Consider the following 11,714-nt stretch of genomic DNA (forward strand, 5'->3'; position numbering starts at 1 on the left):
ATCTTCGGGCGCTCGGGCGGAGGCGGCGGGGGCGCTGGCGGCTTCGACATCAACGACCTCTTCGGGCGGGGCCGGGGCGGCAGCCGGTCCACCGCGGCCGAGCGCGGCGATGACCTGACGACCCGCGTGCAGGTTTCGCTCGCGGAGGCCGTCACCGGCACCGAGCGCGCGTTGACGCTCCAGCGGCCGGGCCGCTGCTCCAAGTGCCACGGCGAGGGCAACACCGGGAAGCTCGTGACGTGCCCCACCTGCAACGGCACGGGCCGGGCCCGGCGGGGCGGCGCCATGTTCGGCGGCTCCGGCGTGTGCCCCACCTGCCGCGGCAGCGGGAAGGCCCCGGAGCCCTGCTCCCAGTGCGGTGGGAGCGGCATCAAGGAGGAGACGACCCGGCTGACGGTGAAGATTCCGGCGGGCGTCGTCACCGGCTCCAAGGTGCGGCTGGCCGGCCAGGGCGCGGCGGGCGTCCAGGGGGGCCCTCCGGGGGACCTCTACATCGAGACGGAGGTGGCCGAGCATCCGCTGGTGCGCCGCGAGGGCGACGACCTCTACCTGGACCTGCCGGTGACGGTCTCCGAGGCGCTGCTGGGCGGCGAGGTGCGCGTGCCTACGTTCCAGGGTGAGGTGACGCTGAAGGTGCCTCCAGGTTCACAGTCCGGCCGCAAGATGCGGCTCAAGGGGCGCGGCGTGCCGTCGCTCCGGGGCGGTACTCCGGGCGACATGTACCTGCTGCTCCAGGTGAAGGTCCCCGAGGAGGCCACGGACGAGGTCCGGGCCGCCGCGGAGACGCTGGCGCGGGCCTACCGGGGCGACGTGCGCCGGGAGCTGACGTTGTAGTTGTCGTTGCCACTTGTCCTGGAAGGCGCACCGTCCTACATCGCGCCTCCACTCTTCCGATTCCGGAGCGGGTACGTACTTATGGGTCTCTTCGATTTCCTCACGGGCGGCTCGGGCCCCGACAAAGCCCTCAAGCTCAAGTCCAAGGTGACCCAGAAGTACGGGGAGCCGTCCACGCGGCAGAAGGCCCTGCAGCAGCTGGGGGAGATGAAGTACCCCGAGGCCGTCACGGTGCTGCTCAGCCGGTTCACCATCACCGTGGACCCGCTCACCACCGACGCCGACGAGAAAGAGCACACCTTCGAGCTGATCAAGCACTTCGGCCAGGACGCCGTCGCGCCGGTGAGCGCCTTCCTCAAGTCGAGTGATCAGGCCACGTCCTGGGCGCTGCGCATCCTCCAGGAGCTGCTCGCCGAGGACGCGCTCATGGGCGTCATCGCGGACACGCTCCAGCACCTGTCCTCCCGCTACACGCGCGACCCGGAGAAGAAGGTCGTGCTGCTCCACCACGTGCTGGGCAAGCAGGATCCGCGCGTGGCCCCGGCCGTCCTCCCCTTCCTGGAGGACATGTCCGACGACGTGAAGATCGCCGCCATCAACGTCCTGGGGCCCCTGAAGTACGAGCCGGCGCGCGAGCCCCTGCTCAAGCTGCTCACCTCCGAGGACACCGCGCGCCGCGTGCAGACCGTGGCGCTGTCGGCCCTGGCGGAGAGCGGCTTCGGCGTGCAGGGCTACCAGGAGAAGGTGCAGGCCGCCCTCGTGGAGCCCTACAGCCTCGACAAGGACGGCCGCATCCAGCGCCGACCCTGAGTCATTCCAGTACCCCGGCCAGGGAAGCGGACAACGGGGCTGGGGGGCTGTCGGGCACCTGACACGCTCGGCGTTGGTGGAGGGCACCGGGCTTCAGTGCGGTTCCCTCCCACGCGAGACATGAAGCAGGATTCACGCGTGCCATCGAAGAAGAAGGGTCCGCAGCTCGCAGAGGTCGTCCCGCTGCGCCCCGCCACCATCGCGAAGAAGGCTCCACCGAAGCGGGCGGCGAAACCGCCTCCTCCGGTGGACACCGATACCGCCGCCCAGGCCTTGCTGGAGATGGGCCGGCAGCTCACCGACAACGCGGGCCCCACCGAGGCCCTGCGCGCGCAGCTGCAGACGCTCCACACGCTGCTCAAGCCGAAGGTCTGCTACGTCGCGCGCCACTTCCCGTCGCGCAACCAACTGCACGTGGAGCACGTGCGCGGACGCTACGACGAGCGCGTCACCGCCGCCGTCCCGGGCGAGGGCGTGGTGGGCCGGTGCTTCACCGACAAGGCGCTGTTGCGTGAGGACGACACCGTCGCCGTGCCCCTGGAGGGACCGCAAGGCGTGACGGGCGTGCTGGTGGTGCTGGGCGCGCGCCGGAAGGCGTCCGACGTGCTGATGCAGTCACTGGCGTCGCAGCTCACCGCCGCCTACGAGGTGGCCCGGCTGCGCGACGACAGCGCCCGGCGCAACAAGGACCTGCAGACGGCCATCGCGGGCTTGAAGAGCCTGGAGCAGAACCGCGAGGAGCTGCTCGGCAATGTGTCCCATGACTTGAAGAACCCGCTCACCACCATCAAGGCCTACCTGGCCATGCTGGGCCGGGAAAAGCTGGGCACGCTGACGGACGGGCAGCGCCGCGCGGTGCAGATCTGTGATCGCAACGCGGACCGGCTGCTCCAGCAGGTGAACGACCTGGTGCTGATGTCCCGGCTGTCGTCCGGGAAGATGCAGCTCAACCAGCGCCCCTTCGGCCTCAAGGCCGTGGCGGAAGAGGTGGTGCGCGGGCTGGGCGCCGTCGCGGAGCACAGCCGCGTGCGCGTGGTGATTCCCCCCTGCCCGGAGGTGTTCGTCCGAGGCGACCGCGAGCGCATCTCCGAGGCCATCCACAACCTCGTGGAGAACGGCATCCATCACAGCGAGACGGAGGACGTCGTCGAGGTGAGCGTGTCGTCCAGCGAGGGCCTGGGCGTCCTCACCGTGAAGGACTCCGGCCAGGGCATGACGGCGGAAGCCCTGGAGCACGTGTTCGACTCGTTCTACCGGGCGCAGCCGGGCATGCCCCGTCCCCCGGGCACGGGCCTGGGCCTGCCGCTGGTCGCCAAGATTGTCGCGCTGCACGGCGGCCGCGTGGACGCCAGCAGCATCCTGGGTGAGGGCAGCACGTTCCAGATGGTCCTGCCCCTGTTCGCGAGCGCCGTGAGCGCCCCGGACGTGAACCAGGCCGCGCCCAAGGCGGGCGGCATCCTCCTGGTGGAGGACGACGTGGACTGCCGCGAGGTGCTGGAACAGGTGCTGGAGCAGGAGGGCTACCGGGTGATGGCCACCTCCGGCGCCGCCGAGGCGCGCTCCATCCTGTCCCACATCCGGCCGGCCATGGTGCTGCTGGACCTGCGGCTGTCGGGGGAGGACGGACGCTCCGTGCTCCACTACATCCGCACCACGGAGTCGCTGGCGGACGTGGTCGTCTACATCATCTCCGGCGCGAGCGACGTCGCGTCCCTCACCTCGGGTGAAGGGCCGGACCGCATCGACGGGTACTTCGAGAAGCCTCTGAAGCTGCCCAAGCTGCTGGACACCGTGGCCTCGGTGGTGCGCCCCAAGAGCCGCGGCCCCGCCGTGACCTGAATGACGCTCTGACGCCTTCCCCACAGAAGAGGTGGATGGAAGGCGCCCCGCCTTGGGTAGTATCCGCGCGGTCCATGAGCACTTCTGTCTATAGCCGCTATCGCGCCGCGTTCGCCCAGGCCCTCGCCGGGGCCCTGGGTGTCCCCGCCGCTGACATCGAGCCCCAGGTCAAGCCCGCGGATCCCGCGCACGGCGACCTGAGCTTCGCCACCTTCCCTCTCGCCAAGGCGCAGAAGAAGGCGCCCCCCGCCATCGCCGCGCAGCTCGCGCAGGCGCTCCAGGTCCCGGGCCTGGAGGTCAAGGCCGTGGGCCCCTACGTCAACGCGCGATTCCTCCCCCTCCCCTTCACCCAGGAGGTCATCGACGGCGTGCGACTGGCGGGGCTCGCCTACGGCAGCGACGCGGAGGACGGCAAGGGCAAGACGGTGGTCATCGACTACTCGTCGCCCAACATCGCCAAGCCCATTGGCTTCCACCACATCCGCACCACGTTCCTGGGCCACTGCATCGCGAACCTGTACCGCGCGCTGGGCTGGCGCGTGGAGGGCGTCAACTACCTGGGTGACTGGGGCAAGCAGTTCGGCCTCGTCGCCGTGGGCTTCCAGGAGTTCGGCAAGGAGGAACTCCGGGAGGACATGGCGCATCTGGTCCAGGTCTACGTTCAGGCCAACAAGCGCGCCGGTGAAGACCCGGCCTTCGATGAGAAGGCCCGCGAGTTCTTCCGCCGCATGGAGGCGGGCGATCCGGAGGCGATGAAGCTCTGGAACCAGTTCCGGGAGACGAGCCTCAAGGGCTTCAAGCGCGTCTACGCGCGCATGGGCATCGACTTCGAGCACATCGAGGGCGAGAGCCGCTACCAGGGCAAGATGGACGCGGTCATCGAGCAGATCGCGAAGAAGCCCGGCGTGAAGGAGTCCCAGGGCGCCATCATCGTGGACATGCCCTACGCGGACGGCGAGCCGCCCGTGCTCCTCAAGAAGAACGACGGCAGCACGCTCTACGCCACGCGCGATCTGGCCGCCGCAGAGGACCGCCACGCGCGCTTCAACTTCGACAAGTCGCTCTACGTCGTCGCGCAGGACCAGGCGCTGCACTTCCGGCAGGTGTTCCGCACCCTGACGGAGATGGGCCAGCCGTGGGCGGACAAGTGCGTGCACGTGCCGTTCGGCCGCATCCACGGCATGAGCACGCGCAAGGGCCAGGTGGTGGAGCTGGATCAGGTGCTGGACGAGGCGAAGGAGCGCGTGCTCCAGCGCGTGAAGGAGAACGTCGCGCAGGGCAACCTGGAGACGACCGATGCGGAGGCGCTGGCGGAGCAGATCGGCCTGGGCGCCATCGTCTTCGGCGACCTCAAGCACAACCGCGCCAGCGACTACACGTTCGACTGGGACGAGGTGACGAGCCTCGAGGGGCACACGGGGCCCTATCTCCAGTACGCGCATGCCCGGAGCGCGAACGTGCTGCGCAAGGGCGGCGGCGTGCCCTCGGCGTATGATCCGTCCCTGCTCACGCTCCCGGAAGAGCAGGCCCTGGTGCGTGAGCTGATGCGGCTGCCGGACACGGTGAAGGCGGCGGCGGAGCAGTACGAGCCCAGCCTGGTGGCGCGGCTGCTCCTGGACGTGGCGGCGGCGTACAGCCGCTACTACACGGCCGGCAACAAGGACCGCGACAAGCGCATCCTCGTGGAGGGGAATGACGCGGTGCGCGCGGCCCGGCTGGCGCTCACGGACGCGACGCGCATCACGCTGGCGGCGGGGCTCACCTTGCTGGGCATCCCGACGCCGGAAAACATGTAGCCTGGGGGGCTGCGATGGACACCGCGCTGGCGCAGACCGCGACGCAAGGAGAGGCTTTGAAGGAGGAATTCGGTCCCATGTCCCGGGTGCTCGGGGCTCGGTACTTCGACGGGGTGCACTTCCCGCCGGAGGCCGAGAACGAGCTGCGCGCGCTCAGCGCCCGGGGCTTCGTGGTGCACGTCATGCGCACCACGGCGTGGATCAACTTCCTCTACATCGCGTGGGCCATGGTCCGCCGGGCCATGCCGCCCATCCGCGCGGTGGTGAACCTGCGCCCCTGGTTCACCAAACCCTGGCGCCAGACAGCGCAGGGCGGCGCGGTGGAGGAGCGCTTCCGCTACGCCCGCGAGCAGGGCGGCAGCGGCCTGGTGTTCCTGCGCCGCACGGCGCTCCTGCATGCCTCCGGCAAGGAGACGCGCGAGGACCCCTTCCCCGAACTGGTGCGGCTGGCGCGCGGCTCCGAGCGCCCGGTGTTCCTGGTGCCGGAGCTGTTCGTCTGGGAGAAGCGCCCCGCGAAGCTCAAGCCGGGCTGGCGCGACGCGCTGTTCGGAAGCCCGGAGGCACCGGGCTTCGTGCACTCCATGGTGGCGTTCTTCCGCAACTACAAGCGCGCGCAGTTCCGCGTGGGAGAGCCCATCGACCTGCGCCGCTTCATCGAGGAGAACCCGGGCGTCAGCGACGAGGTGCTGGCGCGCAAGGTGCGCAGCACGCTGCACGTGTTCCTCGCGCGTGAGACGCGCGCGGTGTTCGGCCCGCCGCAGAAGCCCACGGACCGGCTCATCGAGGAGACGCTGCGCGACCGTCAGCTGCGCAAGGTGCTGGACGAGCACGCCGCCGCCACGGGCCGCAAGCCCTCGAGCGTGTACCGCGAGGCCCAGCGCAACCTGGAAGCCATTGCCGCCAAGCCCAACCCGTCCGTGCTGGCGCTCATCGCGCCGATGCTGGAGTGGGTGTTCAACCGCATCTACGACGGCATCGGCGTGGACGAGGCCGGGCTGCACCGGGCGCTCAAGGCCGCGGGCAAGGCGCCGGTGGTGCTCTGCCCCAGCCACAAGAGCCACGTGGACTACCTGGTGATGAGCTGGGTGCTCTGGAACCGGGGCTACACCGCGCCACTGGTGGCCGCGGGCGCGAACCTGTCCTTCTGGCCCCTGGGCGTGCTGTTCCGCCGCTGCGGCGCGTTCTTCCTGCGTCGCTCGTTCAAGGGCGACAAGGTCTACGCCGCGTCCTTCAAGGCGTACATCAAGAAGCTGGTGCATGACGGCATCCACCAGGAGTTCTTCCCGGAGGGTGGCCGCTCGCGCACGGGCAAGCTGCTCACGCCCAAGCTGGGCATGCTCACGTGGCAGGTCGAGGCGGTGCTGGATGGCGCGCGCAACGACCTCTACTTCGTGCCCGTCTCCATCGACTACGAGAAGGTGGTGGAGTCCGACAGCTACTCAAAGGAGCTGGCCGGCGGGGAGAAGAAGCCGGAGGACCTGAAGGCCCTCTTGAGCGCGCCCAAGGTGCTGGCCGCGCGCTACGGGCGCATCCACCTCACCTTCGACGAGCCGCTGTCGCTGGTGGAGTTCATGCAGGCGCGTGGCCTGTCGCCGCAGGAGCCGGTGACGGACGAGCAGAAGAAGGGCCTGGTGCGCGCGCTGGGCAACCGCGTGATGTACGGCATCAGCAAGGTGTCCACCGTCACGCCTCACGCGCTGGTGAGCGCGTCGCTCCTGGCCCACCGCCGGCGCGGCCTCACCCAGCGCGAGCTCACGGATCGGATCAGCCTGCTGCGCCGCATCGCTTCCGAGGACGGCGCGCGGCTGTCCAAGGAACTGGCCAACGCGCCGAGCAACCCGGAGACGCTGGGCCCCATCCAGGACGCGATGCGTGAGTTCATCTCCGACGAGATGGTGCGCACGAAGGAGGCGCGCGGCGAGGTCAGCTACCAGGTGGAGGATTCACGCCGCCCGGAGATGTCCTTCTACAAGAACACGCTGATGAACCTGGTGGCCGCGCGCAGCCTGGTGGCCAACGCGCTGCTCGCGGGCACGCCCGCGCCGTACGACACCGTGAAGGCCCGCGCGCTGTTCCTGTCGCGCCTCTTCAAGGTGGAGTTCATCTACCGGGTGGGCGCGTCGTTCGACACCATCTTCGCCGAGTGCGTGGAGCGGCTCGTGCGCATGGGTCTGGTCATCCACGAGGGCGACACGCTCACGCGCGCGCCGGAGGCCCACGCCCAGCCGGACCTGGAGTTCCTGGCGGACCTGCTGCGCGACTTCCTGGAGGCCTACCTGCTGGCCGCCATGACGTTGCCGGACGTGGCCGCGGGCGTGGCCACCGACCGCAAGACGTTCGTCAAGCTGGCGCTGGAGACGGGGCGCGGCGAGTACAACGCCGGCCGCATCACCGCCGCCGAGTCCCTGGCGAAGACGACGCTGGAGAACGCGGTGGAGTACCTGTTGGATCAGCGCATCCTCGTGGAAGAGGACAAGAAGCTGCGGCTGGGTGACCCGGCCGCGGCGGCGGAGCTTCCCCGGAAGAACCCGCTCGCGGAGGAGATCCGCGGCTACCTCCACCGGGCCTGACGAAGCACTTCCTCCTCGAAGCGAACGCGGCACCCCACCCCTCTCCGCCTGACGGAGAGGGGGCAGGAGACGACACGGTGGACGAAGCCTTCCCTTCCAGCGACCCGCGGCCGGCGGAGGCCCCCGCGCCGCTGTCGCCGCCCCACCCCGTGCTCGCCGCGGCCCTGGCCTTCGGGCTCTTCGTGACGGTGGGCGCCGTCACCCAGTTGCTCAACCCCGCCTTCGGCGTATGGTTCACGGAGGTGTTCCTCTTCCTGGGCCTCGCGTGGATCATGCTGCGCCGCTCAGGGTACCGGCCCGCCGCGTACGTGGGCCTCACGCCGTTCCTGGGCGCCCCCACCCTGTTCGGCTTCCTGCTGGGCGTGGCCAACTTCGTCGGCGTGGTGGTGCCCGTACAGTTCCTCGCGCAGAAGGTGGCTCCCGCATGGCTGCGGGAGATGTTCGACGCCTCGCGCCTCTTCGAAGGCCAGACGCCGATTGAGCTGGCGCTGCTGCTGGGCGGCGTGTCCGTGGCCGCTCCGCTGTGCGAAGAGGTCTTCTTCCGCGGCCTCTTCCAGCGCTCCCTGACGCCGCCAGCCCCCGCATCCCCCTGGCGCGCGCTGATCATCTCGTCCGTGGTGTTCAGCGCGTTCCACCTGGATCCGGTGGGCTTCCTCGCCCGCGCGGAGCTGGGATTGCTGTTCGGCTGGCTCTTCTGGCGCACCGGCTCGCTGTGGCCGGGCATCGCGGCGCATGCGGCCAACAACATCGTGTCATCGGCGCTGTTCCTCATCGCCACGCACTCAGGGCTCGCGAAGGACGGAGCGACGGACGACGTGACGGACTGGCGCGCCGTGGTGGGTCTGGTGCTGGTGGGCTGGACGGCGCTGCTGGGCCTGCGCGCAGCGTCCCGGCACTTCCCTTCCGTGTGGGGACGCGGCACTCCCCCCAGCGATGAGGAGGTGCGCGCCACGAAGCCCGTGCCCCTCTTCGCCCTCCAGCTGCTGCCCTGGGTGATGGCGGCCACGCTGTCCCTGGTGGGGCTGGGCCTCGTGGATGGGCGTGGCGTGTCGCTGAGCGTCTACGACGTCCAGCACCCGGTGGATCCGCTGCCCAAGGACGCGGCTCCCGCGCTCCAGGCCGAGCGCAAGGCCATGCGGCAGCTCCGCGACGCCGTACGCAAGGGCGAGGTGCCCATGGAGGCCTACGAAGAAGAGCGGCTGCGCCAGTCGGAGGCCTATGGCCCCGGCAAGGACAAGCGCAGCCGCTGAGGCCCGGAGGGATGACTCCCCCCGGGCACGACGTCACTCCGACTTGTACGAGCTGACGTGGAACACCGGCCCCACCATGGCGGCGGTGACGGCGTCGCGCTGGATGCTGCCCTCGGCGGAGATGCGCTGACCGTCCTTCTTGATCTTCCGGTCACCGCCCGCGAGCTGGTACGTCCGGCCGTCGTCGGCCTTCAGGACCCACACGCCGCCCTCCAGGTCCTGGTACTGCACCGTGCCGGAGAGTTTCATGCGTCCTCCCGCTTGAGCATCGCGCGGGCGATGACGAGGCACACCACCGTGTTGAAGCCCAGCCACGGCTTCGCCAGGAAGGTGAACGGCATCCACGCCAGCGCCGGAGCGCCCACCCACGCCGCGTAGGCCAGGAAGCCCGCGAAGCCCAACGCCAGGCCGCCCACCGCCGGCCGGAAGCCCCGCCACGCGATGGCCGGCAGCGACAGCACCAGGGGAATGAGCGCGCTGTAGAACAGCGGATTCACCGCGCCCCGGCCGAAGATGATGCGCTGCCAGTCCGGGATGGGCAGCGACGCCACGCTCACCACGTCCTGGGCCGCGCCCGCCGCACCCGCGAACCAGGTGCGCAGGAAGAAGAAGCCCACCGTGGAGAGTACCAACGGCACGAGGAACGCCGGGCGGAAGAGCACGTTGAGGTAGCCCGGGCGCTCGCGTCCACGCAGCGTGAGCAGCACCAGCGCGAGCAGCGCCGCGGCCCAGCCCAGCGACGGCCACCGGGGCGAAGCGCCGTTGAAGGCCTTCAGCGAGGCATTCGCGTTGAGGACGCCATGGCCGTACTCCTCCGACCAGGCCTGGTTCTCCGTCGCCTTGGCGCCGGCGTAGAGCGCCTGCTCCACCTCGTCCGGCGTGGTGGCGCCCGCGCCGTAGAGCATCGCGGCGACGGCAGCCACGTGCGGCGCGGCCATGCTGGTGCCCTGGTACCAGGCGTAGATGGAGCGAGACGGGTCGCGCGGGTCGATGGTGTTCTGAAGGATGCCGCCCGTATCGCCCCGGCTCTTGTCACCACCGGGCGCCGCGATGTCCAGCTCCTTGCCGTAGGACGAGTACGGCGCGCGCGTGCCGGCCGGGCCCACCGCGCTCACCGCCACCGCGCCCGGGTACGCCGCAGGGAACTCCACCTTGCCGCGCCCGGTGTTGCCCGCCGCGGCCACCACGGTGACGCCCTTCTTGCGCGCGTACTCCACCGCGCTGGCCATGACCTGCGAATACAGGCCACCACCCAGCGACATATTGATGACCTTCGCGTCGTGGTCCGCCGCGAAGCGGATGGCGTCCGCGATGTCCGCGGAGGTGCCACTGCCGAAGTGGTTCAGCACCTTGAGCGGCATCAGCGTCGCGTCGAACGCCACGCCCGCCACGCCCTCGCCGTTGTTGGTGGCCTGCGCGATGGTGCCCGCCACGTGCGTGCCGTGGCCATGGTCGTCGTTGGCGTGCTCGTCGTCGTTGACGAAGTCATAGCCCTTCACGAACGACACGCCCTTCAGGTCCGGCACCTGCTTGAAGTCGTCGTGGTCCTCGTAGGCGATGCCCGTGTCGATGACCGCCACCACCACGCCCTTGCCCCGGTTGCCGTCCCAGGCCTTCGGCATGTCGATCATCCGGAGGTTCCACTGGGACTCGAACTGGGGGTCGTTCGGCGTGTAGCTGGTGCGCACCTGCATGAGCGGCTCGGCGGACTCCACCGCCGGGTTCTGGCGGATGCGCTGGAGCACGTCCTCCACGCCGTCCACGCCCACCGCCAGCGTGACACCCGTGCGAGGACCCTCCAGGGAGTTGAACTCCAGGTCCACGCCCCACTCCTGCTCCCAGGCGTCGAACTGCTCCTTGGTGGTCCCGTCCTTGAAGTCCACCACGATGGCGCCGGACACCACGTCGTCCGAGCCTTCCGCCACCGCCTGGGACACCTCCGCCTGCGCTGCCGCCAGGTCCTGCCCGGCGGGGGCCTCCGGCTCCCGCGATGCGGAAGCGCACGCCGAGGCCGACAGGGCCAGCGCCGCGAGAACCACGTTCCATCGCCTCATCCGCATCGGGACACTCCTTGAACGAAGACGCCTCGAAGACCCACTACGAACGCACGGCGGGACGATTGGGTCTGCGCTTTCAGTCTGTCCGCCCCCCGGCCGGCCGTGCAAGGCGCAGGGGATGAAGAAAGGTGAAGAAGTCCAACGGTTTGCACGCCAACGCCCTACCCACCCGACAGGCGCTGGAGCCACGCCGCCGCCGCCCGCCCCACCTGGGGAAGGTTGCGATGGAAGGTCGCCCCGGCATCGTCGATGACCTCTAAATCGCCCCCGGCCTCCGCGACAGCCGCGGCCAGCGCCGCCCGGGGCACCCGGGTGTCCTCCGCCCCCACAATCACCAGCAGCGGACACGACAGTCGCACGAGTGACAGCGGGTCCACATCCGGCGCCACCAGACACAGTCCGCCCACGGCCGGGTGCCGCTCCTGGAGCGCCAACGCCACCCGGGCCCCTCCATACAGGGACGCCACCGCGAGCGCCGTCGTCCCCGCGTTCTCCAACGTCACCCGCATCGCGGCCTCCGCGTCCTCCACCAGCGCCCCGCCGGTGCCCCGGACGCCC

The 11,714-nt window shown here is 70.1% G+C and carries 8 protein-coding genes and 1 pseudogene; 6 read left to right on the forward strand and 3 right to left on the reverse strand.

Features of this window, described 5'->3' with window-relative positions; all coding sequences use genetic code 11:
• The 6 genes from D7V77_RS35870 to D7V77_RS35895 form a co-directional block, all read left to right on the forward strand.
• On the forward strand, positions 1-834 hold an 834-nt coding region (locus tag D7V77_RS35870), incomplete at its 5' end, for a DnaJ C-terminal domain-containing protein (protein WP_120580765.1).
• An 81-nt stretch (positions 835-915) separates the two neighbouring features.
• Positions 916-1,644 (forward strand): HEAT repeat domain-containing protein, encoded by a 729-nt coding sequence (locus D7V77_RS35875; RefSeq protein ID WP_120580766.1) that lies wholly within the window; start codon positions 916-918, stop codon positions 1,642-1,644.
• Positions 1,645-1,782: 138 nt separating this feature from the next.
• A complete protein-coding gene (locus tag D7V77_RS35880) occupies positions 1,783-3,483 on the forward strand; it encodes a hybrid sensor histidine kinase/response regulator (RefSeq protein ID WP_120580771.1) in 1,701 nt (566 codons plus the stop codon).
• A gap of 74 nt (positions 3,484-3,557) precedes the next feature.
• Positions 3,558-5,279: an arginine--tRNA ligase gene (gene argS, locus D7V77_RS35885; RefSeq protein ID WP_120580767.1), complete on the forward strand. Its 1,722-nt coding sequence runs from the start codon at positions 3,558-3,560 to the stop codon at positions 5,277-5,279.
• A 14-nt stretch (positions 5,280-5,293) separates the two neighbouring features.
• Entirely contained in the window at positions 5,294-7,849 is a 2,556-nt protein-coding gene (locus D7V77_RS35890; protein WP_120580768.1) for a 1-acyl-sn-glycerol-3-phosphate acyltransferase, read from the forward strand.
• Positions 7,850-7,926: 77 nt separating this feature from the next.
• On the forward strand, positions 7,927-9,099 hold the full coding sequence (locus tag D7V77_RS35895) for a type II CAAX endopeptidase family protein (protein ID WP_233597445.1): 1,173 nt from the start codon (positions 7,927-7,929) through the stop codon (positions 9,097-9,099).
• Between the two features lie 33 nt (positions 9,100-9,132).
• On the opposite strand, the gene D7V77_RS35900 is transcribed toward D7V77_RS35895, so the two are convergent.
• The 3 genes and pseudogenes from D7V77_RS35900 to D7V77_RS35910 form a co-directional block, all read right to left on the reverse strand.
• Complete coding sequence (locus tag D7V77_RS35900; RefSeq protein WP_120580769.1) at positions 9,133-9,348, reverse strand: DUF5818 domain-containing protein; 216 nt, start codon at positions 9,346-9,348, stop codon at positions 9,133-9,135.
• Positions 9,345-11,159, reverse strand: a complete 1,815-nt coding sequence (locus tag D7V77_RS35905) for a S8 family serine peptidase (RefSeq protein ID WP_120580770.1) — start codon at positions 11,157-11,159, stop codon at positions 9,345-9,347. The genes D7V77_RS35900 and D7V77_RS35905 overlap by 4 nt, the downstream gene beginning before the upstream one ends.
• A gap of 158 nt (positions 11,160-11,317) precedes the next feature.
• A pseudogene (locus tag D7V77_RS35910) lies at positions 11,318-11,714 on the reverse strand (alpha/beta hydrolase); the annotation flags it as partial.

This window comes from Corallococcus sp. CA041A, assembly GCF_003612075.1.
Taxonomy (GTDB): Bacteria; Myxococcota; Myxococcia; order Myxococcales; family Myxococcaceae; genus Corallococcus; species Corallococcus exiguus.

What these genes read in the sequence shown, in the direction of transcription:
- D7V77_RS35905 (WP_120580770.1), bottom strand. Translation starts at nt 11,159, where the DNA reads ATGCGGATGAGGCGATGGAACGTGGTTCTCGCGGCGCTGGCCCTGTCG.
- D7V77_RS35875 (WP_120580766.1), top strand. Translation starts at nt 916, where the DNA reads ATGGGTCTCTTCGATTTCCTCACGGGCGGCTCGGGCCCCGACAAAGCC.
- argS (WP_120580767.1), top strand. Translation starts at nt 3,558, where the DNA reads ATGAGCACTTCTGTCTATAGCCGCTATCGCGCCGCGTTCGCCCAGGCC.
- D7V77_RS35890 (WP_120580768.1), top strand. Translation starts at nt 5,294, where the DNA reads ATGGACACCGCGCTGGCGCAGACCGCGACGCAAGGAGAGGCTTTGAAG.
- D7V77_RS35900 (WP_120580769.1), bottom strand. Translation starts at nt 9,348, where the DNA reads ATGAAACTCTCCGGCACGGTGCAGTACCAGGACCTGGAGGGCGGCGTG.